23 protein-coding genes are annotated in these 25,009 nt (G+C 68.7%); 15 read left to right on the top strand and 8 right to left on the bottom strand.

All coding sequences use genetic code 11. From position 1 onward, the window contains the following. Positions 1-51: 51 nt before the first annotated feature. From ACIQJ5_RS08620 to ACIQJ5_RS08610, 3 genes are read left to right on the top strand one after another with little or no spacing between them, the layout of a single operon-like run. Complete coding sequence (locus tag ACIQJ5_RS08620) at positions 52-1,284, top strand: histidine kinase (RefSeq protein WP_402842882.1); 1,233 nt, start codon at positions 52-54, stop codon at positions 1,282-1,284. A gap of 37 nt (positions 1,285-1,321) precedes the next feature. Then, positions 1,322-1,972 carry a response regulator transcription factor gene (locus tag ACIQJ5_RS08615; protein ID WP_231090299.1) on the top strand — a complete coding sequence of 217 codons (651 nt, stop codon included), beginning with the start codon at positions 1,322-1,324 and terminating at the stop codon, positions 1,970-1,972. An 11-nt stretch (positions 1,973-1,983) separates the two neighbouring features. After that, a complete protein-coding gene (locus tag ACIQJ5_RS08610; protein ID WP_402842879.1) occupies positions 1,984-2,856 on the top strand; it encodes a hypothetical protein in 873 nt (290 codons plus the stop codon). Between the two features lie 127 nt (positions 2,857-2,983). Here ACIQJ5_RS08610 and sucB read toward each other — a convergent pair whose 3' ends face one another. The 3 genes from sucB to ACIQJ5_RS08595 all read right to left on the bottom strand — a co-directional run bounded on the left by sucB (position 2,984) and on the right by ACIQJ5_RS08595 (position 7,622). Next, positions 2,984-4,690 carry a 2-oxoglutarate dehydrogenase, E2 component, dihydrolipoamide succinyltransferase gene (sucB, locus tag ACIQJ5_RS08605; protein ID WP_402842877.1) on the bottom strand — a complete coding sequence of 569 codons (1,707 nt, stop codon included), beginning with the start codon at positions 4,688-4,690 and terminating at the stop codon, positions 2,984-2,986. 73 nt (positions 4,691-4,763) lie between these two features. Continuing rightward, complete coding sequence (gene lpdA, locus ACIQJ5_RS08600) at positions 4,764-6,137, bottom strand: dihydrolipoyl dehydrogenase (RefSeq protein ID WP_402842874.1); 1,374 nt, start codon at positions 6,135-6,137, stop codon at positions 4,764-4,766. 33 nt (positions 6,138-6,170) lie between these two features. Then, complete coding sequence (locus tag ACIQJ5_RS08595) at positions 6,171-7,622, bottom strand: leucyl aminopeptidase (RefSeq protein WP_402842871.1); 1,452 nt, start codon at positions 7,620-7,622, stop codon at positions 6,171-6,173. A 102-nt stretch (positions 7,623-7,724) separates the two neighbouring features. Between ACIQJ5_RS08595 and ACIQJ5_RS08590 the strand changes: the two genes are divergently transcribed. From ACIQJ5_RS08590 to ACIQJ5_RS08580, 3 genes are all read left to right on the top strand, one after another. Next, positions 7,725-8,678, top strand: a complete 954-nt coding sequence (locus ACIQJ5_RS08590) for a proteasome assembly chaperone family protein (RefSeq protein ID WP_231090294.1) — start codon at positions 7,725-7,727, stop codon at positions 8,676-8,678. Positions 8,679-8,891: 213 nt separating this feature from the next. Further along, on the top strand, positions 8,892-10,217 hold the full coding sequence (locus ACIQJ5_RS08585; RefSeq protein ID WP_231090293.1) for an RNA polymerase sigma factor: 1,326 nt from the start codon (positions 8,892-8,894) through the stop codon (positions 10,215-10,217). 11 nt (positions 10,218-10,228) lie between these two features. Continuing rightward, complete coding sequence (locus tag ACIQJ5_RS08580) at positions 10,229-10,927, top strand: coenzyme F420-0:L-glutamate ligase (protein ID WP_231090292.1); 699 nt, start codon at positions 10,229-10,231, stop codon at positions 10,925-10,927. Positions 10,928-10,984: 57 nt separating this feature from the next. On the opposite strand, the gene ACIQJ5_RS08575 is transcribed toward ACIQJ5_RS08580, so the two are convergent. Next, complete coding sequence (locus ACIQJ5_RS08575) at positions 10,985-12,016, bottom strand: sugar-transfer associated ATP-grasp domain-containing protein (RefSeq protein WP_402842866.1); 1,032 nt, start codon at positions 12,014-12,016, stop codon at positions 10,985-10,987. A 227-nt stretch (positions 12,017-12,243) separates the two neighbouring features. Between ACIQJ5_RS08575 and ACIQJ5_RS08570 the strand changes: the two genes are divergently transcribed. Then, positions 12,244-12,918 carry an alanine racemase C-terminal domain-containing protein gene (locus tag ACIQJ5_RS08570; protein WP_231090290.1) on the top strand — a complete coding sequence of 225 codons (675 nt, stop codon included), beginning with the start codon at positions 12,244-12,246 and terminating at the stop codon, positions 12,916-12,918. Beyond that, positions 12,915-13,952, top strand: coding sequence for an alanine racemase (locus ACIQJ5_RS08565; protein ID WP_402842862.1), 1,038 nt, complete (start codon positions 12,915-12,917; stop codon positions 13,950-13,952). The genes ACIQJ5_RS08570 and ACIQJ5_RS08565 overlap by 4 nt, the downstream gene beginning before the upstream one ends. Before the next feature lie 56 nt (positions 13,953-14,008). Here the strand turns inward: ACIQJ5_RS08565 and ACIQJ5_RS08560 are convergent, their stop codons facing one another. Next, entirely contained in the window at positions 14,009-14,224 is a 216-nt protein-coding gene (locus ACIQJ5_RS08560) for a hypothetical protein (protein WP_231090288.1), read from the bottom strand. Positions 14,225-14,404: 180 nt separating this feature from the next. Between ACIQJ5_RS08560 and ACIQJ5_RS08555 the strand changes: the two genes are divergently transcribed. Further along, the gene (locus tag ACIQJ5_RS08555; RefSeq protein ID WP_231090287.1) at positions 14,405-16,492 is read left to right on the top strand and encodes a type IIA DNA topoisomerase subunit B; all 2,088 of its coding nucleotides are present in this window, start codon (positions 14,405-14,407) and stop codon (positions 16,490-16,492) included. 94 nt (positions 16,493-16,586) lie between these two features. Further along, positions 16,587-17,066: a hypothetical protein gene (locus ACIQJ5_RS08550; protein WP_402842858.1), complete on the top strand. Its 480-nt coding sequence runs from the start codon at positions 16,587-16,589 to the stop codon at positions 17,064-17,066. A gap of 71 nt (positions 17,067-17,137) precedes the next feature. Here ACIQJ5_RS08550 and ACIQJ5_RS08545 read toward each other — a convergent pair whose 3' ends face one another. Continuing rightward, on the bottom strand, positions 17,138-19,585 hold the full coding sequence (locus tag ACIQJ5_RS08545; RefSeq protein WP_402842855.1) for a DNA topoisomerase (ATP-hydrolyzing) subunit A: 2,448 nt from the start codon (positions 19,583-19,585) through the stop codon (positions 17,138-17,140). A 136-nt stretch (positions 19,586-19,721) separates the two neighbouring features. On the opposite strand from ACIQJ5_RS08545, the gene ACIQJ5_RS08540 reads away from it, so the two are divergent. Continuing rightward, positions 19,722-20,792 (top strand): alkaline phosphatase family protein, encoded by a 1,071-nt coding sequence (locus tag ACIQJ5_RS08540; protein ID WP_402842853.1) that lies wholly within the window; start codon positions 19,722-19,724, stop codon positions 20,790-20,792. A gap of 7 nt (positions 20,793-20,799) precedes the next feature. Here ACIQJ5_RS08540 and sepH read toward each other — a convergent pair whose 3' ends face one another. Further along, positions 20,800-21,897, bottom strand: a complete 1,098-nt coding sequence (gene sepH / locus ACIQJ5_RS08535) for a septation protein SepH (protein WP_231090283.1) — start codon at positions 21,895-21,897, stop codon at positions 20,800-20,802. Between the two features lie 221 nt (positions 21,898-22,118). Here sepH and ACIQJ5_RS08530 point away from each other — a divergent pair, with 221 nt between their 5' ends. Next, on the top strand, positions 22,119-22,412 hold the full coding sequence (locus ACIQJ5_RS08530; protein WP_231090282.1) for a DUF4193 domain-containing protein: 294 nt from the start codon (positions 22,119-22,121) through the stop codon (positions 22,410-22,412). On the opposite strand, the gene ACIQJ5_RS08525 is transcribed toward ACIQJ5_RS08530, so the two are convergent. Further along, positions 22,387-22,857, bottom strand: coding sequence for a DUF3093 domain-containing protein (locus ACIQJ5_RS08525; RefSeq protein ID WP_231090281.1), 471 nt, complete (start codon positions 22,855-22,857; stop codon positions 22,387-22,389). The two genes, ACIQJ5_RS08530 and ACIQJ5_RS08525, sit on opposite strands and share 26 nt — an antisense overlap. Before the next feature lie 33 nt (positions 22,858-22,890). Between ACIQJ5_RS08525 and dut the strand changes: the two genes are divergently transcribed. From dut to ACIQJ5_RS08510, 3 genes are all read left to right on the top strand, one after another. After that, positions 22,891-23,346, top strand: a complete 456-nt coding sequence (dut, locus tag ACIQJ5_RS08520; protein WP_402842848.1) for a dUTP diphosphatase — start codon at positions 22,891-22,893, stop codon at positions 23,344-23,346. Continuing rightward, a complete protein-coding gene (locus ACIQJ5_RS08515; RefSeq protein ID WP_231090279.1) occupies positions 23,343-23,933 on the top strand; it encodes a DUF3710 domain-containing protein in 591 nt (196 codons plus the stop codon). Before dut ends, ACIQJ5_RS08515 begins: the two co-directional genes overlap by 4 nt. A gap of 65 nt (positions 23,934-23,998) precedes the next feature. Next, positions 23,999-24,772, top strand: a complete 774-nt coding sequence (locus ACIQJ5_RS08510) for a DUF3159 domain-containing protein (protein ID WP_231091371.1) — start codon at positions 23,999-24,001, stop codon at positions 24,770-24,772. Positions 24,773-25,009 lie beyond the last annotated feature (237 nt).

Here is a 25,009-nt window from a genome sequence, read left to right as displayed (position 1 = left end):
GTTCCGGGTTCCCGGGCTGTACGGGGACGGCGTGCCGCCTAGCGTGGAGGTATGAAGAAACGACTCGCGCAAGACGCGCTGGCCGCGGGCCACCTGGCCACCCTGGGCTTGATCGGACCCTTCGTGCTCGCTCTGCTGGGCGTGTTCGTCGGCTTCGGCATCGGATTCCTGCTGGTCCTGGGTATCGGGCTGTTGTTCCTCGCGCTGTTCGCGGTGTGCCTTCCCGGGGTGGCGCGCTTCGAGGAACTGCGCGTCAGCGGGCTGTACGGCTTCGACCTGCCGCCGCGGGCTCTGCGCCGTTCGCCGCGGACCGACTGGCTGCGGGTGCCCCACACGTTGTGGCTCCAGGTCACGGACGGCCGCAACTGGCTCGGTCTCCTGCACTTCCTGATCATCACCTTCCTCGGCGGAGTAGCCCTCTGGCTCCTCGGCGGTGTGGCCTCCTACCTCGTGTACGCCATCCGTGGGTCCTTTGCCGCTGATCCCCTCATGCTGCCGAACAGCACGCTCTTCCCACCGACCTGGGCCGCCGCGCTCATCGGCATCGGTGCGATCCTGGTCTGCCTGGCCGGGGTGTGGGGTCTGACGCGCGCTCATCGCGGGATCTCCACTGCCATGCTGGCACCGTCGCGTATCCATGAGCTCGAGCGCACCGTCGCCACGGAGACACGGCGCCGTGACGACGCGGTCAGCGCAGCGAGCATCGAGCGCACCCGCATCGAGCGGGATCTGCATGACGGTGTCCAGCCGCGGCTGGTGTCCATCGGCATGACCCTGGGCCTCGCTCGCACCAAGGTCGAGTCGGACCCGCAGGCCGCGATCGATCTGATCGATGAGGCGCACACGTCAACGAAGGCCGCGATGACCGAGCTGCGACAGCTGGCACGGGGCTTTCACCCGGCGGTGCTGGAGGATCGTGGATTGGATGCCGCGTTGTCTGCGCTGGCGGCGCGCAGCCCGATCCCGGTCACGCTGGACGTTCGCGCACCACACCGCTACTCCGCCCAGGTCGAGTCCGCGATGTACTTCGCGGTGGCCGAGAGCATCACGAACATCGCCAAGCACTCCGGTGCCACCCAGTGCCGGGTCACGGTGCTGGAGCGGCCGGGCGGGATGCTCTGGGCGCGCATCGAGGATGACGGTCGCGGTGGCGCGCGTCGTGTGCCTGGCGGTGGCATCGACGGCATCAGCGGCCGGATCGCCGCGGCCGGGGGAGTGCTCACCCTGAGCAGCCCCGTCGGAGGGCCCACCACCATAGATGTGAGCCTGCCGTGCCAGGCATGATCCCCTCCATCCGCATACCCTCAACCGGAGAGCAGCCATGCGCATTCTGATCTGCGAGGACTCGGGCCTCATCCGCGACGGCCTGATCCGCATCCTCGAAGACTCCCAGCACACCGTGGTGGCGGCGCTGGCCGACACGCACGGCCTCGATGACGCTGTGGTCGATGGTGCCCCGGATCTGGTGATCCTCGACGTCCGGCTGCCGCCCACGTTCACCGACGAGGGCATCCGCGCGGCCATCAGCCTGCGGGCACGCGATCCGCGGCTGCCGATCCTGGTGCTCAGCCAGTACGTCGAGGAGCGCTACGCGACGGATCTGATCGCTTCCAGCACCGGAGGGCTGGGGTACCTGCTGAAGGATCGGGTCACCGATGTCGCGGACTTCCTCGAGTCCGCGGCGACGGTCGCCGCGGGCGGGACCGTTCTCGACCCAGAGGTCGTCTCCCAGCTGCTCACCCGCCGCCGTCAGGACAGCAGATTCGACCGGCTGACTGACCGAGAGCGTGAGACTCTGGCCCTCATGGCCCAGGGACGCAGCAATCAAGCCATCGCTCGTGCCCTTCACATCTCGGAGGGTTCCGTCGAGAAGCACATCTCGGCGGTCTTCACCAAACTCGACCTCGACCAGGACGCCGCGGGCAACCGCCGGGTCCTCGCCGTGCTCGCCCATCTCGACGCCACCTCCTGAGGAGTAACACCATGACTGATTTCCCGGCCAACCCCACACCGCCCGCTCCGGGCGCACAGACAGCACCGGCGCCCGCCGGCCCACATCGCGGCCGTGGTGTCGCGATCGGCATCGGCGTGGTGGGCGCTGTCATCGTCGCCGGCGCCATCGGCACCAGCGCGGTGGCGGCCGTCGCCTCCCCGGCGGGCCCCGGCGCGTACTCCACCAGCAGCGCGGTCGATGGCGTCGAAGAGGTGGACATCGAGATGAATGCGGGGACGGTGAGCGTGCGCTTCGACGATGTTCGCGAAGCCACGCTGGACGTCTCCTCCAACGGCTCACGCGCCGCTGACGGATGGCGGATGCACGTGCGTGACGGTGAGCTCGTGATCGCGCAGGACGACGGGTGGCGTGGCTGGCGCTGGTTCGGCTTCCGCAACGACGGCGACGTTCACGCAGACATCGTGCTGCCCCGATCGCTGGAGAGCCAGGTGGACGCGTCCGTGACCCTGAACGCCGGCCGGGCCACTGTCACGGGCGGGTTCGGTGAGCTCGATCTCACGGTCAACGCCGGCGAGCTCACGTACGATGGCTCCTCGCGGGACCTGTCGACGACCGTCAATGCGGGAAGCGCGAAGGTGGCGGTCAACGATGCGGACGCGCTGGACTTGTCGATCAGCGCCGGGCGCCTCGTCGCGGACGTCACGGGGACCGTCCCCGGTGAGACGAGCGTGAGTGTCACCGCGGGCAGTGCCGAGGTGCGCATTCCTCGCGGAACCTACGACGTGGAGCGGGACGGTGCGTTCGGAGATCTGACGGTGGATGTGGACACGTCCGACTCGTCACCCAACTCGCTGCAGCTGAGCGTCGCCGCCGGTGACCTCACGGTCGGATACGCCCGCTGAGACGACGGAAGGCCGGCCCGTTCTGCACAGAACGGGCCGGCCTTCTGCGTTGGCCGCGATGAATGCGCTTCCTCGCGAACAACGAGAAGGGCCCCGTGGCGGATCGCCACGGGGCCCTTCTCGTTGCTCAGATGCCGAGGTCGGCCGCGAAGTTCGCCTCTTCGAGGCGGGCCTTCACCGCGCCCAGGAAGCGCGCCGCGTCGGCGCCATCGATGGTGCGGTGGTCGTACGACAGCGCGAGGTAGACGTACGAGCGGACCGAGAACGCGTCCTTCCCGTCCACCGTGACCACGCCGGGGCGCTTGACCACGACGCCGGTGCCGAGGATCGCAGACTGCGGCAGGAACACCACGGGGGTGTCGAACAGCGCACCACGCGAACCGGTGTTGGTCAGCGTGAACGTGCCACCCGACAGCTCGTCCGGCTTCAGCTTGTTCTCACGGGTACGACCCGCCAGATCGGCGATCTCGTGCGCGATCTGGGCGATGTTCTTGTCCCCCGCGTCACGCAGCACCGGGGTGAGCAGACCACGCTCGGTGTCGACGGCGATGGAGAGGTTCTCCGTAGCCGGGTACACGATCTCGTTGTTCTCGTTCACCGTCGAGTTGATGATCGGGAACGCCTTCAGCGCCTCGGCCGCAGCCAGAGCGAAGAACGGCAGGAACGACAGCTTGTCGCCCGTCTTGGCGACGAAGTCGCCCTTCACCTGGTCGCGGTAGTTCGCAAGCTTGGTGACGTCGACCTCGACCACCGTGGTCAGCTGGGCGGTCTGCTGCATCGATGCCACGGCGCGCTCGGCGAGCACCTTGCGCAGGCGGCTCATCGGAGCGGTCGTGCCACGCAGCGGCGACGCCTCCAGCTTGACGGCGGCGGGAGCGGCAGCAGCCGGGGCTGCAGCCGGGGCGGCCGGAGCAGCCGCTGCGGCGAGCACGTCTTCCTTGCGGATGCGTCCGCCCACGCCCGTGCCGGTGACCGACGCGAGGTCGACACCCTGCTGCGCAGCGAGGCGGCGCACGAGGGGAGTGACGTACACCTTCTCATCACCCGACGAAGCCGGCGCCGCGGGTGCCGGAGCAGCAGCAGGCGCGGGTGCGGCGGCGGGCGCCGGAGCAGCAGAAGGCGCGGGTGCGGCGGCGGGCGCCGGAGCAGCGGCGGGTGCCGGAGCAGCGGCGGGTGCCGGAGCAGCGGGAGCCTCGGCGGCAGGAGCCGGAGCAGCGGGTGCGCCGCTGCCGACGAGGGCGAGCACTGCGCCCACCTCGACGGTCTCGTCCTCGTTCACGAGGATCTGCTGCAGCGTGCCGGCGACCGGCGACGGGATCTCGGTGTCGACCTTGTCGGTTGAGATCTCCAGCAGCGGCTCGTCCACGGCCACATCGTCGCCGACCTGCTTCAGCCAGCGGGTGACGGTGCCCTCCGTGACGCTCTCGCCCAGTTCGGGCAGCTTCACGGGCGTGGCGTCACCGGCGGGGGCAGCCGCCGGAGCCTCCGCTGCGGAAGCCGGTGCCTCCGCCGCGGGGGCGGGTGCCTCCGCTGCGGGAGCCGGCGTTGCGGCGGGCTCCTCGGCGGCGGGTGCGGGGGCAGCGGCCGGTGCGGCACTGCCATCGCCGATCTTCGCCAGGACGGCGCCGACCTCGACGGTCTCGTCTTCCTGAACCAGGATCTCCTCGATCACGCCGCTGACGGGCGACGGGATCTCGGTGTCGACCTTGTCGGTCGAGATCTCCAGAAGACCCTCATCCGCCTGGACGGTGTCGCCCACCTTCTTGAGCCAGCGGGTGACCGTACCCTCAGTCACGCTCTCACCGAGAGCGGGGAGGACGACGGATGTGCTCATGTCGATTTCTCCTTCAAAAAATGCAGAACGTCTATACCCAGCTTAGTGATGCCCTGGTGCAGTCGGCGACCATTCACAGCGCGTGGAGCGGTTTTCCGGACAGCGCGAGGAACGCCTCTCCCAGGGCTTCGCTCTGGGTCGGGTGCGCGTGCAGCAGCGGTGCGAGATCCTCGGGGAACGCCTCCCACGCCACGGCGAGCTGTCCTTCGGTGATGAGCTCGCCGACGCGGTCGCCGAGCAGATGGACGCCGATCACCGGGCCATCGACCTCGCGGATGACCTTCACGAATCCACCCGTCCCGATGATCTCGCTCTTCGCGTTGCCGGCGAGGTTGAACTCATAGGCGCGGATGCGATCGGCTCCGAGCTTGTCGGCCGCCTGCGCCTCCGTGAGGCCGACGGAGGCCACCTCGGGGTGCGAGTACGTGACCTTCGGCACCTGCGAGTCAGGCACGGCGACGGGATCGAGTCCGGCGATGCGCTCCGCGACCGCGATGCCCTGCTGGAATCCACGGTGTGCCAGCTGCAGGCCCGGGGTGATGTCGCCCACTGCCCACACGCCGGGCACGTTGGTGTGCAGACGCTCGTCGACGATCACGAATCCGCGATCCAGCGTGATCCCGGCCTCCTCGATGCCGAGGTCCGCGGTCGCGGGGCCGCGGCCCACGGCGACGAGCAGATAGTCGCCGTCCAGCGTCGTCCCGTCCTCGAGGGTGACCGTGACGCCCTCGTCGGACTGCTGTACGGACTGGAAGCGCACCCCCAGCTTCTGGGCGATGCCTCGCTTGCGGAACGCACGCTCCAGGCCCTTGCTCACGGCCAGGTCCTCGTTGGGAACCAGGTGGTCGAGCGCTTCGATGATCGTCACATCGGAACCGAAGGAACGCCAGACGCTGGCGAACTCGACACCGATCACCCCGCCGCCCAGCACGAGCACCCGCTCCGGGATCACCTCGAGCTCCAGTGCCTGCTCACTCGTGAGCACACGCCCGCCGATCTCGATGCCCGGGAGGGTCCGGCTGTAGGAGCCGGTGGCCAGGATCAGCTCGGTGCCGGTGTACAGGTCATCGCCCACGCGCACCGTGCGCTCGCCTTCCAGTCGGCCAGAGCCGCTCACAGTGGTGATCTTGCGGGCTGACAGCAGCCCTTCCAGCCCCTTGTGCTTCTTGGCCACGATCCCGCGGCGATAGGCCGCTACCCCCGCGGGGTCGATCGCGTCCAGCTGCGCCGTGACACCGTACTGGGCCGCTTCACGTACCGTATCGGCCACTTCCGCAGCGTGCAGCAGGGCCTTGGTCGGGATGCAGCCGCGGTGCAGACAGGTGCCGCCGACCTTGTCGCGCTCGATGAGGGCGACGGTCTTGCCGAGCTCGGCGAGGCGCAGAGCGGCGGCGTATCCGCCGCTGCCGGCGCCGAGGACGACGACGTCGAAGGTGTGGGTTGTCATGGGATCTCCAGTTCGCACTCGCGCGGCTTGTGGCTAGCGCGAGATCAGCTCGAGGATCGACCGGACGGTCGCTCCGGTGACGCCCTTGTCGGTGTAGCCGAACGGGGCGGAGTCATTCAGGGACGATGCAGCGATGTCCAGGTGTACCCACGGGATGCGAGGCGCGTCCTCTTCGTCGGACACCGGACCCACGAAGCGGCGCAGGAACAGCCCGGCAAAGAGCGCTCCTCCGTTGCGGCTGCCCATGTTGGCGTTTCGCATGTCGGCGATCGGGGAGTCGAGGTCGCTCTCCATGAAGTCCGGGAGCGGCATCGGCCAGGCGTCTTCGCCCGCGGCGGCAGCGGCATCGAGGAACGCCTCCACGGCCTCGTCATCGCCGAACACACCGGTGTGGCGGTTGCCGAGCGCCACCATGATCGCTCCGGTCAGCGTCGCGACATCGATGATCAGGTCCGGGTGCTCCTCGCTGGCGGCCACCAGGCCGTCGCCCAGGACGAGGCGTCCCTCTGCATCCGTGTTGAGCACCTCCACCGTCTGGCCGCCGTACATGCGCAGCACGTCACCGGGGCGGATGGCGCGGCCGGACGGCATGTTGTCTGCGATGCACATCCAGGCGGTGACACGGGTGGACAGCCGCTGCTGCGCGGCAGCGCGGACCACGGCGAGCACCGTGGCCGCACCGCACATGTCGTCCTTCATGCCCACCATCGACGACGCGGGCTTCAGCGAGAGTCCGCCGGTGTCGAAGGTGATGCCCTTGCCGACGAGGGCGACGTGACGCGTGGCGTCCGCCGGCGAGTAGCTGAGCCGCACGAGGCGGGGCGGGCGGTCGGAGCCCTGACCCACACCGAGGATGCCACCGAATCCTTCTGCGGCCAGGCGCTCCTCGTCCCAGACGGTCACCTCGACCGGCAGCCCGTCGACGGCGGCGAGGGCCGACTCGGTCAGCTGCTGAGGGCTCTGCCACTCCGCGGGGGTGGTGGTGAGGTCCTTCACCAGGGCGACGGCCTCCGCGATGCTCACCGCTGCTGCGGTGTCCACCTGCTCCGTCGTGTGAACGGTGATGCTGGTGGCACGCTCCGTGCGACCCGACGTCTTGAAGGAGTCGAACGTGTAGGCGCCCAGCAGTGCGCCCTCGGCGGCGGCGGTGGCGGTGCCTGCGGGCGCGGCGTCCAGGTGGACGTGCACGGAGGAGAAGCCGGTCAGGGAGCGCACTCCCGCGCCGACTGCATCACGCACGCCTGCAGCGTCCGTGCGATCGCCGAGTCCGACCACGGCGAGGGGCTTGTCGGTGAGCGACAGCAGCGGCACACGCGTGAAAGCTGCGAACGATCCCGAGAAGCCGATCGCCGTGAGGGCATCGGCGAGTCCGGGCCAGGCGGCGAGGGCATCGGGGGCCGGCAGCGCCGGGACGAGGACGAGAGTCGCCTCGGCCTCCGGTTCGAATGACAGGGACGAGGACAGCTGAATCTCGGGAACCGACATGCCCCCATCCTAGGGAGAGCACGGTCTCGTCGCGTCGGTGTGTTCGCTGACAGCGGTCGGGGCACCGGCCCTCGGTGGCCGTGGTCCTCGTAGCATGGAAGGATGCCCCAGCCCTCCGAGATCTTCGAACGCGTTCTTCCTCCGCGTGCCGTTCCGGCCGGCCTTCCGCTGGTCGTTCTGATGACCGGCTTCACGGATGCGGGCGGCGCCGTGGCGGGCCTGATCAACCGCTTCCGTGAGGATGGCACCGCAGACGTGCTCGGGCGCTTCTCCAACGATGTGCTGCTGGATTACCGGGCGCGTCGACCGATCGTCACCTTCGTGCGCGATCACCTCACCGACTACCGTCCGCCGCGGCTGGAGCTCTCGCTCGCCCACGACGTGCTGGGCCAGCAGTTCCTGCTGCTGTCCGGTTACGAGCCGGATTTCGCCTGGGAGGCGTTCGCCGACGTGGTGCTGGACCTCGCCGCCGAGCACAGGGTGTCCGGTGTCACGTGGGTGCACGCGATCGGCATGCCGGTTCCGCACACGCGGCCCATCGGTGTCACGGTCTCGGGGAACCGGGAGGATCTCATTGCCGCGCTGTCGGTCTGGCAGCCCGAGACGCAGGTTCCCGCCACAGCGGGACACCTGCTCGAGTACCGCCTCGCAGAGAACGGCACCTCGATCGCCGGGCTCGTCCTCCTCGTTCCGCACTATCTGGCCGACACCGAGTACCCCGGTGCGATGCTGGTCGCACTGGAGAAGATGACGGCCGCCACCGGACTGGTGTTCGCGACCGATCCGATCGTGGAGGCGAACCGCGACTTCCTGGGCAAGGTGGAGGAGCAGATCGCCGACAACGAGGAGCTGCAGCGCATGATCGCCGCTCTCGAGGTGCGCTACGACGCGTATCGAGCGGGTCAGTTCCACGAGATGGAGCGGGGGGAGTACACCAGCGAGACGCTCCTGGACGGTGCTCCTCTTCCGAGCGCCGACGAACTGGCGGCCGAACTGGAGCGATTCCTCGCCAACCGGCCCGGTGACGAGGACAAGGGTGCTTCCGGTCTGGGCTGAGCCCCGACACGCCGCAGCATGCCACGATCCCCGGGAATACCGGGGGCCGCGAACGCGTTTTCCTGAACGCGTCGATTGGTGTTTCCCCGCGCCGACGTGTGAGACAATAGGGGACCGACCCGTTGTCGACCCCACGAGCTGAAAGGCTCAGGGACTTGACAAGGGTCTTACGTGTGTGTGAAACATCCGGAGCACGCCGGTGAAAGGTGAACCGTGACCCCTGCCACGACCAAGACCACGCGGACCGCAGCGAAGGACACCGAGACGGACGAGACCGCCACGGCGGCCGCAGCCAAGCCCGCCGCCAAGCGCGGGGCGGCTGCGAAGACGACCGGAAAGGCCGCCGCGACGCCTGCGGCCAAGAAGCCTCGCGCGACCACCGCGAAGGCGGCCGGCGGACGCAAGAAGAAGTCCGAAGAGGACGAGCCCGACGAGGACGATGCGGAAGACGTCGACGTCGAGGCGGAGATCGTCGACGACAAGTCGGATGACACCACCGAGGAGAAGGACGACGAGGAGGGGGCGACCAAGCCCGTCGCCACCGAGCCGCTGCCCACGGGCGCCATCGTCATCTCCTCCTCCGACGAGGACGATGTCCCCGTCTACTCCACTCAGATCTCCGGCGCCACCGCCGACCCTGTCAAGGACTACCTGAAGCAGATCGGTAAGGTCCCGCTCCTGAACGCGGAGCAGGAGGTCGAGCTGGCCATGCGCATCGAGGCGGGCCTGTTCGCCGAGGAGAAGCTGTCCAAGATGTCCGCGGCGGAGAAGTCCAGCCAGCTGGGCCTGGACCTGCAGTGGGTCGCCCGCGACGGTCAGCGTGCCAAGAGCCACCTGCTCGGCGCCAACCTCCGACTCGTGGTCTCGCTCGCCAAGCGCTACACCGGTCGTGGCATGCAGTTCCTGGACCTGATCCAGGAGGGCAACCTCGGCCTCATCCGCGCCGTGGAGAAGTTCGACTACACCAAGGGCTTCAAGTTCTCCACCTACGCCACGTGGTGGATCCGCCAGGCCATCACCCGCGCCATGGCCGACCAGGCTCGCACCATCCGCATTCCGGTGCACATGGTCGAGGTCATCAACAAGCTCGCCCGCGTGCAGCGCCAGATGCTCCAGGACCTGGGTCGCGAACCCACGCCCGAGGAGCTGTCGCGTGAGCTCGACATGACCCCCGAGAAGGTCATCGAGGTGCAGAAGTACGGCCGCGAGCCGATCTCGCTGCACACGCCCCTCGGCGAGGACGGCGACAGCGAGTTCGGTGACCTCATCGAGGACACCGACGCGGTGGTCCCCGCGGACGCGGTGGGCTTCACCATGCTGCAGCGCCAGCTGGAGAGCCTGCTGGACTCGCTGAGCGAACGCGAGGCGGGCGTGATCCGCATGCGCTTCGGCCTGGGCGACGGTCAGCCCAAGACCCTGGACCAGATCGGCGACACGTTCGGTGTCACGCGCGAGCGCATCCGTCAGATCGAATCGAAGACGATGGCGAAGCTTCGCCACCCGAGCCGCTCACAGTCGCTCCGGGACTACCTGGAGTGATGGGAAAGAGCATGGCAGAGGCGAACGAAGGCAAGAACCTCCTCATCGAGGTCGACGGCGAGCAGTTCCAGCGGCTTCCGATCAAGACGCATGTCGTCATGCCGGGAGACGACCTGGATGCATTCATCCAGCAGTACGTCACCGAGGGCACCCTGGTGCCCGGCGACACGCTGTTCGTGACCGAGAAGATCGTCGCGATCACGCAGGGGCGCTCCTACCTGGTGGAAGACATCACGCCGCGAAAGCTGGCGCACTTCCTTTCCAAGTACGTCACCCGCACCCCGTACGGCATCGGTCTCGGCATGCCCGAGACCATGGAGATGGCGCTGCGCGAGTGCGGCACCCCGAAGATCCTGTTCGCTGCGGCCGTCGCCGCAGTGACCAAGGCGTTCGGGCGCAAGGGCGACTTCTACCGCATCGCGGGAGACAAGGCACGAGCGATCGATGGGCCCACCAGTGGCACCATCCCGCCCTACAACAAGGCCGTGGTCCTCGGACCGGAGCGTCCGGCCGAGGTTGCGGCGCACCTCAAGGCGCTGCTGAAGACTCCGGCCGATGTGGCCGTGGTCGACATCAACGACCTGGGTGGCAACATCCTGGGCTCCACGCTGTCGAAGGCGGGGGAGCAGCGCCTCGTGCGCATCCTCAAGGACAATCCGCTGGGCCAGGGACACCAGTCCACGCCGCTCGGCGTGATCCGCAAGGCCTGAGAACGCAGAAGGGGCTCCGTCACTCGTGACGGAGCCCCTTCTGCGTTTCTCGGTGCCTCAGATACCTGTGGCCGCGCGATAGCGTTCGCGGTGTCCGGTGCGGATGCCGCTCACGCTCGGCTTGTTCTCGTACACGCCGGCCGCCCAGTTGCCCTCGATGACGACAGGCCCGTTCGGGGTCACCACGATGTCCCAGCCCACGTAGGGGATCGACGGGATCACGCGCGCGATGCGGTCCACGTACGCGACGACTTCATCCCACATGGGCAGCTGGAAGTCGGCGATGCGTTTGTGGGTGTCGGGGTGGAGTTCGTGGACGTTCTCGTGCGAGTCGTAGCCGGCGCTGCGGGCGTGACCGTTGTCGTCGAGCATCGTGTAGAAGCCGCCGAACGACATCTGGTCACTGACCGCGCCGCGTCCGAACTTCTGGGCCGCTGCGAGGATGTGGGTCTTGGTGCCGTCGAAGTACGCCGTGACGCGGGTCGTGTTCACGGTTCCGGGGCAGTACGCTGCGATGTCCTCGTGCTGGAGGATGACCTCCTCGATCAGCAGCTCACCGCGTCCGACGAGCTCCGCAGTGAAGGCCTTCCAATCGGACACCTCCGCGGCCTGGTAGCGGTGCACCCCGAGACCTGCGGAGCCCTGCGGGGTCTTGGCGATGAACGTGGGGTGGCGCTCGGCGAACGCCTGGAGCGCGTCCGCGTCCGACGCGGGGTTCTCACCCAGCACGAGCCACTCGCGGCCCAGGTACGGTGCGAACGCGCGGTTGAACGCGATCTTGTCGTGGAACGTTGCGCGCCCCTCCGGCTTGTCGAGCAGCTGCGACATGCGGTTCGAGATCGGGTGCGTCATGTAGGTGGCGCGCTCGGCACGGCTGAGGATCGCGAAGTCGTAGTCGACGTAGTCCTGGAAGCCGACGTCGTGACGAGCCGCGGACCACAGCATGTCCAGCACCACGGCGGGGACCGCACGGTGGTGGTGCGCGGCGGTCTCCTTGGCGCGCGCGATCAGCGATCCGGTGTTGATGCGCAGCGCGCGATCGACCGCGTACTTGACGCGCACCGGGAGGGATGAGGCAGACGAGGCCATGGTGCTCCTTTGATTTCTCGCCCTCAGTTTACCGGCGGGTATCGCGCGCCCCTGAGCATCCGGGCAGGATCCACAGGGGCTGCGGAGCGGTGGCGACTAGGATCGACGGCGGTGTCCGCACGGCAGATGGACCGGAGATCCGCCATTCGGCGCCCGGTCCCGAAGCGCATCCGAAAGGCTCCTATGCACGACAACGCCCCCTCCGAACGCACGGAAGGCCGTATGCGATGACCTCCGCGCACGACCTCATCGGCCGCACCCATCCCATCCTGCGCGTGTCCCGCTCCGCCGTGGCCGCGAACCTCTCCGGTCATCCCCGTGAGGTGTACGCCGACGCGCGCCACGACGGGTGGGGACTCGGCGCCGAGCTGATCACCGCCGTGGCTCGGGAACAGTCGCTGGCGGGCATCGTGGATGACGCAGGGCCCTCGGCCTTCGCGGGTGAGGTTCCGCCCACCTTCGCTGTGGTGACGGCGGCCGTCGCCGCGGGAGCCCTCCCGCAGACCCGGCCGGCGGTCACGCTGAGCGGCGACGTCCTGGGTGTGAAGGTGTTGCGCGCGGGTGAGAGCGTGTCCTACGGCTACACGTTCACGGCGTCCGAGGACACCCGGGTGGCGCTGGTGACCGGCGGCTATGCGCAGGGCATCGTGCGCTCGCTCGGCAATCGCCTGGCGGTCACGGTGAACGGTGACCGCCGCCCGATCGTGGGGCGCGTGGCGATGGACGTCTGCGTCGTCGACGTCGGGGCGTCCGATGTCGCGCCGGGCGGCGAAGTCGTGTTCCTCGGCGACCCGGACCGCGGAGAGCCGGCCTGGGCGGAGTGGATCTCCCTCACTGGGCTCGGTCTGGAGGAGCTGTTGCCGGCGATCGGCAACCGGGCGCGTCGGGAGGTCGTGGCGTGAGTGCAGAGTTCGTGGTCGATCTGGCGGCGCTGTCGGCCAACATCCGCACCGTGCGGGAGCGCGTTGCCCCGGCGGAGGCGATGCTCGTGGTGAAGGATGACGCCTACCGGCACGGTCTCGACAGCGTCGTGAGCCGCGCCGTCGCCGAGGGCGTCACGTGGTTCGGCGCTCTGGACGTGTGCACGGGTGTGGCCGTTCGCGCCCTGGCGCCCGACGCGCGCGTGTTCGCGTGGATGCTGGCGGGACGGGACGATGTGGCTGACGCACTGGGGGCGCGTCTGGACATCGGGGTCGGCTCCGCCGCGCTCCTGGAGGATGTGGCTGCTGTCGCTCAGACCCGGGCCGTGACCGCAGATGTGCATCTGAAGATCGACACCGGGCTGCACCGCAACGGCGTGCGGCCGGAGGAGTGGCCCGTGTTCGTGGATCGCGCGGCCCAGCTGGAGGCCCTCGGGCTGGTACGGGTCGTCGGCATCTGGTCGCACATCGGCGAAGCCTCGGATGCCGATGACGACGACGCTCGGGCGGTGTTCGATGCTGCCGTGGCTCAGGCGCGTGCTGCCGGGCTCGCCCCGCAGAAGCTGCACCTGGCGGCGAGCGCCGCCGCCTTCGCCCGCCCCGAGTTCCGATATGACATGGTGCGCATCGGTGCCTTCCACTACGGCATCCGCTCAGCCGACGGTCCGTCGGAGGCCGAGCTGGGGCTGGCGATCGTGGGATCGCTCCAGGCGGAGGTTGAGAAGGTCGGCCGCAAGGACACGATCATCGGTGCAGGCTACGTCACCGGGCTCATGTCGACAGCTGCCGGGGTGCTGACCGCGGCGACCCCGGGGGGACGGCTCCCCGTGACGGAGATCGCGGCCGAGACGCTGCGCATCCCGCACTGGGACAACGCGGAGGCGGGACAGGTGGTCACGCTGTTCGGTACGGCGCCGGCGGATTCCGCCACCGATCTCGCGGAGCGTCTGGGCACGATCGGCGAGGAGATCGTCCTTCGGCTCGCATCGGACCTTCCGCGCACCTACCGCGCATGAGCATCCGGATATGAGAAGGGGGCTCCCGCCGCAGCGGGAGCCCCCTTCTTCGTGAGTCAGTTGGCCTCGGCGAGACGCGCGGTCTCATCGTGCCAGGACGTGGCGACCTCGCGGAGCTTGGCCTCGTACTTGCGCCCGTGGTGGGCGCAGAAGAGGAGCTCTGAGCCGTTGACCTCGGCGGCGATGTAAGCCTGGGCGCCGCACGAATCGCAGCGGTCCATCGCGGTGAGCCGGTAGACCGTCGGCTCGGCGGGGGTGAGCGTGGTGTTCATCGCGGGTGCCTCCTTGATCGGGTGCGCGGCTGAAGACTGCTTTCAGTCAACCACGTGCGGCGTCTGCGGGGCCCGTCCGGCCGCGTGTTTCGCTCACCGCGTACGCGGCGTTCCGCAGGAATACGCGGGCGCGGCGCAGATCCGCGCGCCTGGCGGGCGGCGTCGGCGGTGCGAATTACGATGGGGATCGTGACTGCCGAGTACTCCGCTCATCATCTCCAGGTGCTGGAAGGCCTCGAAGCCGTCCGCAAGCGCCCCGGCATGTACATCGGATCCAACGGATCGCCGGGGCTCATGCACTGCCTCTGGGAGATCATCGACAACGCGGTCGACGAAGCGGTCGCCGGAAACGGCGCCGACATCGATGTGATCCTGCGCGATGACGGCAGCGTCGAGGTCCAGGACCGCGGTCGCGGCATCCCCGTCGATGTCGAACCCCGCACCGGTCTCACCGGCGTTGAGGTCGTCTTCACGAAGCTGCACGCGGGCGGCAAGTTCGGCGGCGGCTCCTATGCCGCCTCCGGTGGTCTGCACGGCGTGGGTGCGTCGGTCGTGAACGCGCTGTCTGAGCGACTCGACGTCGAGGTGGACCGCGATGGCAAGACCTACGCGATGTCGTTCCGCCGCGGCGAGCCCGGCACGTTCGCCGACGCGGGGGAGCCTCGCCCCGACGCCCCGTTCACGCCGTTCGCGGACGGCAGCGAGCTGCGTGTGGTGGGCAAGGTGCGCAAGGGCGTCAGCGGCACGCGCGTGCGGTACTGGGCGGACCGTCAGATCTTCACGAAGGACGCCGCCTTCCAGCTCGCCGAGCTGGAGACGCGTGCGCGACAGACCGCCTTCCTTGTCCCGGGGCTGGGCATCCGCATCGTCGACAAGCGCGCCGAGGGTGGCAACGAGTCGCTGCACCGGTACGAGGGCGGCATCTCCGAATTCGTCGAGTTCCTCGCCTCCGATGCCCCCATCACCGACACCTGGCGGCTGCAGGGGTCGGGCACCTTCCACGAGACCGTCCCCGTGCTTCAGCCGGACGGCTCCATGCAGGCCACGGACGTCGAGCGCGAGTGCTCGGTGGACATCGCACTGCGCTGGGGCACGGGCTATGACACCACGACGCGATCGTTCGTGAACATCATCGCCACGCCCAAGGGCGGCACGCACCAGCAGGGCTTCGAGCAGGAGCTCCTCAAAGTGATCCGCGCCCAGGTCGCCGCCAACGCGCGGCGCCTGAAGTCCGGCAGCGACAAGCCGGAGAAGGACGACGTGCTGGCGGGCCTCACGGCGGTGCTCACCGTCACCGTTCCGGAGCCGCAGTTCGAAGGACAGACCAAGGAAGTCCTGGGGACGCCCGCCGTGCGTCAGATCGTGGCGCGCGTGGTCGCGAAGGAGCTCGGAGCGCGGTTCTCGTCCACGAAGCGCGACGACAAGAACCAGGCCTCGCAACTGCTGGACAAGGTGGTCTCCGAGATGAAGGCGCGCATCTCCGCGCGCGCACACAAGGAGACCCAGCGGCGCAAGAACGCCCTGGAGTCGTCCTCCCTCCCGGTCAAGCTCGTCGACTGCCGCTCCAGCGATGTCTCCCAGTCCGAGATGTTCATCGTCGAGGGCGATTCGGCTCTCGGCACGGCGAAGCTCGCCCGTGACTCCGAGCACCAGGCGCTCCTGCCGATCCGCGGCAAGATCCTCAACGTGCAGAAGGCCTCCGTCTCGGACATGCTGGGCAACGCGGAGTGCGCTGCCATCATCCAGTCCATCGGGGCCGGGTCCGGGCGCACGTTCGATATCACGCAGGCGCGCTACGGGAAGATCATCCTGATGAGCGATGCCGACGTGGACGGCGCGCACATCCGTACGCTTCTGCTCACCCTGTTCTTCCGGTACATGCGCCCGCTGGTGGAGGCGGGCCGGGTGTACGCGGCCGTGCCGCCACTGCACCGCGTCATCGTGATGAACCCCGGCTCCAAGCCGAACGAGACGATCTACACCTACTCCGAAGCGGAACTCCATGGCCTGCTCGCCAAGCTCACCAAGGCCGGCAAGCGCTGGCAGGAGCCGGTGCAGCGCTACAAGGGCCTCGGCGAGATGGACGCGGATCAGCTGGCCACCACCACGATGGACAAGCGCGGCCGGCTGCTGCGACGGGTGACGCTTGCCGATGCCGACGCCGCGAACCAGGTGTTCGAGCTGCTGATGGGCAATGACGTCGCCCCCCGCCGCGAGTTCATCATCGACTCGTCCGATCGGCTGTCTCGCGAATCCATCGACGCCTGATCCGCGTTCATCGCGCGCGAATGGCGCCAATTCGGCGTGTTGAGGAGCCAATCGCGCGCAATGAATCCAGATCGGCGGGCGATACGGTGGAGGCGTGACTGAGATGACGCGCCTGCAGCTGGACCGTGACGGCTGGTTCTGTCTCATCGATCCGCACGCTTTCGCGTCCTATGTCAGTGAGGCGCCGACGCTCGCCGATCAGCTGACGCGATATGCGGCCGAACGGCAGCACGAGCACGGGATCGTGATGCACCTCGGCCCCGACGCCGCGCTGGACGTTCTCGCACCGGCGGAGAGCCGTCCGGATCGTCCGATCCGCACGTTCACGCATACGATCGTGGCCTCCCACGGCGTTCTCGCCGTTCCCACGTTCAAGGAGCTCACCGGTGCCGCGGGGTTCTCGGGCCGACGGCTCGTGACGGAGGCGACGCCGCGCATCGGGCGCCCACCGGGACGGTACCTCGTGGTCGTGGCCCAGTACCAACAGTCGCCACGGATCACGCTGTCGATCGCGCCCGCCGTACGCCCCGCCGCCGACCCCGCCGTCCCGGCGAACATGGTCCCGTGGATCTGAGCCCGGTCCATTGTGCGCACCTTGCTCTCATTCGATGAGGATTCGAGCGATGTGCGCGCGATGAAGCAGCGTCAGGCGATCGCGGTGCCGACCCAGGCGATGGCGGACTCCAACGGCACACCGGACCCGTCGCGCTTGGCGCCCCCGGCGGGGAGCTGACGCACTGCACCATCGGCGCCGATCGCCCGCGGGTCTTCGCCCACCCATGCCAGGGTCAGGCGATCCTCGCCCTTCAACAGTGCCTGGGAACGCACGCCACCCGTGGCGCGTCCCTTGCCCGGGAACTCGGCGAAGTCGCTCACCTTCGCCCGCCCCGCGTCGGTGCCGGCGAGCATGGCGTCAGAGCCGGAGACGGTGACCACCTGTGCGGCAGCTCCGGGAGCCACCGCGCCGAAGAAGATGACGGATGCACCCGCGCCGAGCTTGATGCCCGCCATACCGCCCGCGGGGGCACCCTGAGGCCGCACGCTCTCGGCGGGGAAGTGCAGTAGCTGCGTGTCACTGGAAACGAACACGAGCTCCGCGTCGTCGGGTGCTGGAACGGCGCCGACGACCATGTCCTTGGTCTTCAGCGAGATGATCTCCAGCTCCGGACGGACGGGGAGTGCGGAGGGGATGACGCGCTTGACGACGCCGTCGCGGGTGCCGAGCGCCAGGGGAGTGTTGTCGTCGAAGCGGATGAGTGCGAGGATGCGCTCGGCCTTGTCGGTGATGCCGAGGTAGTCCTTGAGCGCCACACCCGCGGCGAGCTGTACCGACGCCGGCGGCACCGAGGGCAGGTCGACGGGGGAGAAGCGCAGCACACGCCCGTGGGAGGTCACCGCGCCGATCTCACTCCGAGTCGTCGTGTGCAGGCGTGCGAGCACCGCATCGTGCTTGCTGCGTCGCGTCGGCGGCGTCAGCGGGGTCTCGCCGTCGCCGTTCACGCGCACCGCGCGGCCGGACGCGGACAGCAGCAGCAGCGTCGGCGCGTCCGCGAACTGCAGGTCGGCAGCGGCCGCTGCCCGTGCCGTGCGGGCCTTCGGCGGTGCGGCGTTGAGCAACAGCGTGCGCCGTGGCGTCCCGTAGGCTTCCGCGGCAGCGTCGAGCTCGCGCGCGACCTGGCCGCGCAACAGCACCGGGTCACCGAGCAGGCGTTCGAGCTCTTCGATCTCGGCCGTCAGCTTGTCCCGCTCGGTTTCCAGCTCGATCCGGGAGAACTTCGTCAGGCGCCGCAGGCGCAGCTCCAGGATGTACTCGGCCTGACGCTCGGAGAGATCGAACACCTGCTGAAGTCGCGAACGAGCCGCATCCGAGTCATCGGAGGTCCGGATGACCTGGATGACCTCGTCGATGTCGAGGATCGCGATGAGCAGGCCCTCGACCAAGTGCAGACGTTCGCGTCTCCGGTCGAGGCGGTACTGGCTGCGCCGTGTGACCACTTCGATCCGGTGGTCGAGGTACACCCGCAGCAGCTCTTTGAGCCCCATCGTCTGGGGCTGACCGTCCACCAGGGCGACGTTGTTGATCGAGAACGAGTCCTCGAGCGGTGTGAAACGGTAGAGGGCCTCCAGCACCGCGGCGGGATCGAACCCGGTCTTGACGGTGATCACCATCCGGAGACCGTGGTTGCGGTCGGTGAAGTCGTGGACGTCGCTGATGCCCTGCAGCTTCTTCGCCGTCACGGCGTCCTTGAGCTTCTCGATCACCCGCTCGGGACCGACCTGATAGGGCAGCTCGGTGACGACGATGCCGGTCTTGCGCGGGCCCAGCGACTCGATCGACGTCTTGGCGCGCACCTTGAACGCGCCGCGCCCGGTGGCGTAGGCGTCCTTGACGCCGTCCAGACCCATGACGATGCCGCCGGAGGGGAAGTCGGGCCCCGGCACGAACTCCATGAGCTCTTCGGTGGTGGCCTCGGGGTTCTCCAGCAGGTGGACCGCCGCGGCGACGACCTCGATCAGGTTGTGCGGCGCCATGTTGGTGGCCATGCCCACGGCGATGCCGCTCGCGCCGTTCACGAGCAGGTTCGGGAATGCGGCAGGCAGCACGGCCGGCTGCTGGTACTGACCGTCGTAGTTCGGGATGAAGTCGACGACGTCCTCGTCGAGGCTCTCCGTCATCGCCATCGCGGGGGGCGCCATGCGCGCCTCGGTGTACCGGGAAGCGGCGGGCCCGTCATCGAGGGAGCCGAAGTTGCCGTGACCGTCCACCAGCGGGACCCGCAGGGAGAACGGCTGCGCGAGACGCACCAGGGCGTCGTAGATGGCTGAGTCGCCGTGCGGGTGCAGCTTGCCCATGACATCGCCGACCACGCGCGCGCTCTTGACGTGGCCACGGTCGGGGCGAAGGCCCATCTCGGCCATCTGGTACAGGATGCGGCGTTGCACCGGCTTCATCCCGTCGCGGGCATCGGGCAGAGCGCGAGAATAGATGACCGAATAGGCGTACTCGAGGAATGATCCCTGCATCTCCGCCGAGACATCGACGTCTTCGATGCGCTCGACGACGGGCTCGATATCGGTCGACTTGCGTGCCATGCGGTGTGGATCTCCGGAGACTCGGGTGGAGGGAAACGCCCTGACAGCAGGGGTGCATCGGGGAAATGTGCGAGACTGGGCCCCGATGTCCCTCATGCTACCTGCCGCGCCCGCGCACGCTCGGAGCATCACCGGGGTGGCGTCGGATGTCCTGGAATCGCTGGGGAGCGAGGGACGATTCGGTTCCGCACGCTCCGGGGTGCTCTGTGTCGTCGACGGTCTCGGCGCCCTGCAACTGCGGGCCCACACCGGGCACGCGCGGCGCCTCGGCTCGCTCATGCGGCGCCGGGATGTGGCGCGGTCGGTCTTCCCATCCACCACGGCGGCCGCCCTGACCTCGCTGCTCACCGGATCCGACCCCGGGCAGCACGGGCTCGTGGGCTACAAAGTCCTCGATCCCGGCTCCGACATGCTGGTCAATCAGCTCAGCGGCTGGGAACGCGAAGGTGTCGATCCGCGCACCTGGCAGCGCAGCGAGACCGTGTTCGAGCGCGCAGCGTCCGAGGGACGTCCGTCGTTCGCGGTCGGACCGGGGGAGTATGCCGACTCCGGCTTTACGCGCGCCATTCTGCGCGGGAGCGAGTACGTGGCTGTCGACAACATCTCCAACCGGGTCTCGGTGGCTGTGCGCCTTGCCGCGCAGCACGAGGGTGCACTGGTGTATTGCTACCTGCCGGAGGTTGACAAGGCCGGCCACAAATTCGGTGTCGCCTCGCCGCAGTGGCGCGCGGCTCTCGAAGACGTCGACGGCGCCTTCATGGTTCCGATTCCGGACGACATCGGTCTCGTCATGACGGCTGATCACGGCATGATCGACGTGCCGCGATTCCGCCACGTGCTCCTCGGGGAGGACGACCCGCGCTGGGACGGGGTGGCGCACGTCGGCGGCGAGCCGCGGATGCTGCACGTCTATACCGAACCGGGCGCCGACCGGTCTCGCGTTCATGCCCGCTGGGCGGCCGATGCGCAGAACACGGCCGATGTGATCACGCGCGACGAGGCGATCGCGCTCGGTCTGTTCGGCGAGGTCCATCCCGAAGTCGCGCCGCGAATCGGTGATCTGCTCGTGGTCAGTCGCGGGATCTGGGCCTACTACGACGATCGCGGAACCGACACCCGTCCCCAGAAGATGGTCGGCCAGCACGGCGGCATCACGCCGGAGGAGACGATCGTGCCGCTCATCCGCGCCGGAGCCTTCGCGGTCTGAGCGCGGGTCAGTCCTCGGTACGTGCGCCGAAGACGATCTCGTCCCAGCTGGGCATCGACGTGCGTCCGCGCCGCCCCTTGCCGTTGTCACGCTCGGCGGCCGCCTGCTTCTCCGCGACGATCTCGGCGTCGTCCCCGGCCTCCACCGGGGCGGGCGCCGGCGCGGGTGCTGCCGGAGTGGCATCGATGCGGGCCAGCGGGGCGGGTGCTGTGACCAGTCCCGGACCGGCGCCCTCGTCTTCCAAAGCGGGTGCGGGCTCGCGCTGACCACGGCGGCGCCGTAGCGCTTCCAGAAGGTCAGCGGTGTCGGGGTGCGTGGGGCGGTCGGGCTCCGGGGCGCGATTCATGGCGGCGTCCACGGCCGTGCTGGGCCGCTGCGGGGTCTCGGCGCCGTCCCCGGCGTCGGACGGTGCAGGATCGGGCAGGCGCCGGGGGCCGAAGGCGCCGCTGTCGAAGCGGGACTCGTCCTTCCATGGCGTCGCTGTCGTCGCTGCCGCCGTTGCGGGCGTCGTGTCCAGCGCCCGCAGGCGGGGGATGAGGCCCTCGGGGAGCGACCCCTGACGCGACAGCTGCGTCGCGGCGGAGTTCTGCGGGGACAGCGTGCTGCGCCGCGGATCGAAGCCCCAGCGTGCGTCGTGCTCGACCTCTCCGGAGACGAACTCGAGCTTGACGATCCAGCCGTCCTCGCCTTTCCAGCTGGTCCAGCGCTCACCGGAGGCCTCCGCTTCGGCGAGCTTGGCCCGGATGGCCATGCCGAAACTCAGCGTTCCATCGGGTTCGACTTCGCTGCCGACCAGCACCGGGACGGCCAGCGCCTGGCTCACGATGTGCTCGCGTTCGGCCAGCACCGGGCCTTCGTAGCGCTGCACTGCCTCCACGGTGGTGCCCAACAGCTCCGCCACCTCTGTGGTGGACAGACCGGCGCGGATGTGGGTCTGGATGTCGCGGGGGCTCGCATGCGGCGCCTCCGGGGCGGCTTCCCGGCGCGCGGCCTTCTTCAGCTCGGTCCGCAGGACGTCATCGATGGCGAGCGCATAACGGTCGCCGGCCTCGGTGACCAGGACGAGTCGTTCGCCCTCGGTACCGATGATGGTGAGCTGTTCCATTTCGCCACGCCTCTTCCGCTGTGTGGGTTCGTTTCATGCTCCCACGCGCACCGGCAGAGGCGGGGAATACCGCGGGCGTGCCGCGAGTTTGATCGGCAGCGAGGGATGCATGGCGAAGCTGGGAAAACACCCATTTGCGAAACTTCCCACGGTCATGCAAACTATCGCCGCCTGTTCACACAGGTGACCCCCACATTTACGGAAGAAGAGATATACCCGTCATGGCCACCGATTACGACGCACCCCGCAAGAACGAGGACGAAAGCGAGTCGATCGAGGCCCTCAAGGAACGCGTACCCGACAAGGCGTCCGGGTCGATCGATTCCGAGGATGCAGACAACCCCTCAGGGTTCGAGCTCCCCGGCGCCGACCTCTCCGACCTCGAACTCGACGTCGTCGTGCTTCCCCCCCAGGAGGACGAGTTCACCTGCGTGAGCTGCTTCCTGGTCAAGCACCGTTCCCAGCTGGACCACGAGACCGCTTCCGGTCCTATCTGTCGGGAGTGCGCTGCGTAAGCTGCGCAGCGACGATCGCCGCAGCCAGGCGATCCGGTGTCCGGGAGGACACCACCCAGACCGGCGTCGGGTCGGCGGGATCGATCACGGGAATCGTGACGATGCCGTCGATCCCGCCCCGGATCAGATGCCAAGCCCGCGCATCGAGGCCCTGACCTCGAGCAGCGCGGGCTTCGTCGTTCACGGCGTGTGCGGGAGTTCCCAGCAAGTCCACGGGAATGTGAGCGCGACCCGCGCGCAGCTCGCCGCCGGAGATCTCCACGCGAGGGGAAAGCGCGATCAGGGCGCAGATGATGGCGAAGCCGACGGCAGCTCCGATGGCCAATGCGATCGTCGGCTCCACGCGCACGAACACCAGCGCCACCATGGGCGCAACCACCGCCGCGGACAGCAGGATCCAGAGGGAGGGCGTGAGACGCTCGCGGTAGGTGGGGGTGGAGGTCATTCTTCGCCCTGCATTCTGCATTACCCTCGTGGGGTGACCGATTCCGTTGACGTCCTCATTGTCGCATCCGAGCCTCCGAGCTACGCCCACCCCGGTGACGCCGGCGCCGACCTGCGCTCCGCGGTGGCTCTGCGACTGGAGCCGGGTGAGCGGGCCCTCGTTCCCACCGGCGTCTCGATCGCCCTGCCTGACGGCTATGCGGCCTTCGTGGTTCCTCGCAGCGGTCTTGCTGCCAAGCACGGGATCACGATCGTCAACTCGCCCGGGACCGTCGATGCGGGCTATCGCGGCGAGATCAAGGTCTCCCTGCTGAACACCGATCGCGAGGCCGCGTATGACGTGGCCGTCGGCGACCGGATCGCTCAGCTCATCGTCATGCCGGTCACCCGTGCCACCTTCATCCCCGTGGCGGAGCTTCCCGGCTCCGCGCGAGGCGAGGGCGGATTCGGATCCACCGGTTACGGCACACAGACAGGAGTGAACGCATGAGCGACGAGACGCCCACGTCGGCCGAGAAGTCCGCACCCGAGGACCGCGCCACCAGCGGCCCGTTCGACGAGTCGGAGGCGAACCCGGTTCGCCCCTACATCGATCTCGGGGGCATCAAGGTGCTGCCGCGCGAAGGGCTCAACCTGCGCCTCGAGGTGGAGGAGCAGAGCAAGCGGATCGTCGCGGTCGGGCTCGACTACGCCGACTCGTCGCTGCAGGTGCAGCCTTTCGCGGCGCCGCGCACCACGGGACTCTGGGAGGAGACCCGCGCGCAGATCAGCGAGCAGGTGCGCCAGCAGGGCGGGCGAGTGGAGGAGCGGGAGGGGCCCCTCGGTCCCGAGCTTCTCGCCGAGGTGCCCGTCGTGGCGGGCAGCTCATCCGAGATGCGGCTGGCTCGGTTCGTCGGAGTCGACGGCCCGCGCTGGTTCCTGCGCGGTGTCATCGGCGGTGCTGCCACCAATGACACGGCGGCGGCCGAGCAGGTCGAGGACCTGTTCCGCTCGATAGTCGTGGTGCGCGGCGGCTCGCCGATGCCGCCGCGCGATCTCATCCCGCTGAAGATGCCGGCAGCGCCGGGAGCGGCGTGACCGACAAGCAGGGGAGCGGCTCCACGTCTGACGGCGGATCCACCGCTGACAGCGAGGGCACCGCGCTGACGCCGCCCGAGCCCTCCGCCTCGGACCTGCTGAGCGCCGCGCTCGGCAATGCGGCGCGCCAGGCTGGTCTTGATCCCTCGCGGCAGGCATCCACCGGACACGTGGTGTGGGCGGCCATGGGGGGCTGGCGCGGGATCGCCGAGAGCGTGCTGCCGAGTCTCGCCTTCATCCTCGCCTTCACGCTGTGGACCGGCGACAGCATGCAGAAGCTCATCCCGGCCCTCATCATCTCTGTCGGTCTGGCGGTCGTTTTCACGGTGCTGCGGCTGATGGCGCGATCCACGCCCACGGCGGCGATCGGCGGGCTGATGGCTGCGGTCGTCGCGGCGGCTCTGGCGCTGTTCACCGGCAATGCATCGAACAACTTCGTCCCCGGACTCATCACCAACGCCGCCTACGGGCTGGCGCTGCTGGTCTCCGCGCTGATCGGCTGGTCACTCATCGGGCTGGCAGCGGGGTACCTGATGGGAGAGGGCACCGCGTGGCGACGTTCCAAGCGCAAGCGGCGAGTGTACTTCTGGCTCGCCATCGCCTGGGCGGCGCTGTTCTTCCTGCGCCTGGCCGTGCAGTTCCCGGTCTACCTGGCGTCACTGCAGCCCGGAAGCGAGTCCAGCGCGGTCGCGCTGCTCGGCACACTGAAGCTCGTGATGGGGCTGCCGCTGTTCGCCCCGCTGGTGGCCGTGACGTGGCTGACCGTCCGCGCCCTGTACCGTCGCGCCGATGCCGGATCCGCCGACGGCCCCGCCGCTGCAGCGCCCGCCACGGACTGATCCGACGGCGACACGCCGCAGTGGGTACGACCGGTCGGTCGCACCCACTGCGGCGTTGTGGCGTGGCTGCCGAGCGGCGGCCCGCATCGTGATAGATTTATCTTGACGTCAAGATAAATTCCCTGCTGTTGCGAGCGGCGTTCGCGGCGCACACTGGTTAGGCGGGCCTTGCTAGCCCTGATCGGTTCGGCGCTCCAAGATGGAACGCAGCGGTGACGAAAGACGCTAAGGAGAGAA

This window comes from Microbacterium sp. GXS0129, from assembly GCF_044769785.1.
Taxonomy (GTDB): domain Bacteria; phylum Actinomycetota; class Actinomycetes; order Actinomycetales; family Microbacteriaceae; genus Microbacterium; species Microbacterium nymphoidis.
The sequence above is the reverse complement of the archived record's forward strand: the minus strand, read 5'-3'. Positions and strand labels throughout refer to the sequence as shown.

What these genes read in the sequence shown, in the direction of transcription:
- ACIQJ5_RS08620 (WP_402842882.1), top strand. Translation starts at nt 52, where the DNA reads ATGAAGAAACGACTCGCGCAAGACGCGCTGGCCGCGGGCCACCTGGCC.
- ACIQJ5_RS08615 (WP_231090299.1), top strand. Translation starts at nt 1,322, where the DNA reads ATGCGCATTCTGATCTGCGAGGACTCGGGCCTCATCCGCGACGGCCTG.
- ACIQJ5_RS08610 (WP_402842879.1), top strand. Translation starts at nt 1,984, where the DNA reads ATGACTGATTTCCCGGCCAACCCCACACCGCCCGCTCCGGGCGCACAG.
- sucB (WP_402842877.1), bottom strand. Translation starts at nt 4,690, where the DNA reads ATGAGCACATCCGTCGTCCTCCCCGCTCTCGGTGAGAGCGTGACTGAG.
- lpdA (WP_402842874.1), bottom strand. Translation starts at nt 6,137, where the DNA reads ATGACAACCCACACCTTCGACGTCGTCGTCCTCGGCGCCGGCAGCGGC.
- ACIQJ5_RS08595 (WP_402842871.1), bottom strand. Translation starts at nt 7,622, where the DNA reads ATGTCGGTTCCCGAGATTCAGCTGTCCTCGTCCCTGTCATTCGAACCG.
- ACIQJ5_RS08590 (WP_231090294.1), top strand. Translation starts at nt 7,725, where the DNA reads ATGCCCCAGCCCTCCGAGATCTTCGAACGCGTTCTTCCTCCGCGTGCC.
- ACIQJ5_RS08580 (WP_231090292.1), top strand. Translation starts at nt 10,229, where the DNA reads ATGGCAGAGGCGAACGAAGGCAAGAACCTCCTCATCGAGGTCGACGGC.
- ACIQJ5_RS08575 (WP_402842866.1), bottom strand. Translation starts at nt 12,016, where the DNA reads ATGGCCTCGTCTGCCTCATCCCTCCCGGTGCGCGTCAAGTACGCGGTC.
- ACIQJ5_RS08570 (WP_231090290.1), top strand. Translation starts at nt 12,244, where the DNA reads ATGACCTCCGCGCACGACCTCATCGGCCGCACCCATCCCATCCTGCGC.
- ACIQJ5_RS08560 (WP_231090288.1), bottom strand. Translation starts at nt 14,224, where the DNA reads ATGAACACCACGCTCACCCCCGCCGAGCCGACGGTCTACCGGCTCACC.
- ACIQJ5_RS08555 (WP_231090287.1), top strand. Translation starts at nt 14,405, where the DNA reads ATGGGGATCGTGACTGCCGAGTACTCCGCTCATCATCTCCAGGTGCTG.
- ACIQJ5_RS08545 (WP_402842855.1), bottom strand. Translation starts at nt 19,585, where the DNA reads ATGGCACGCAAGTCGACCGATATCGAGCCCGTCGTCGAGCGCATCGAA.
- sepH (WP_231090283.1), bottom strand. Translation starts at nt 21,897, where the DNA reads ATGGAACAGCTCACCATCATCGGTACCGAGGGCGAACGACTCGTCCTG.
- ACIQJ5_RS08530 (WP_231090282.1), top strand. Translation starts at nt 22,119, where the DNA reads ATGGCCACCGATTACGACGCACCCCGCAAGAACGAGGACGAAAGCGAG.
- ACIQJ5_RS08525 (WP_231090281.1), bottom strand. Translation starts at nt 22,857, where the DNA reads ATGACCTCCACCCCCACCTACCGCGAGCGTCTCACGCCCTCCCTCTGG.
- ACIQJ5_RS08515 (WP_231090279.1), top strand. Translation starts at nt 23,343, where the DNA reads ATGAGCGACGAGACGCCCACGTCGGCCGAGAAGTCCGCACCCGAGGAC.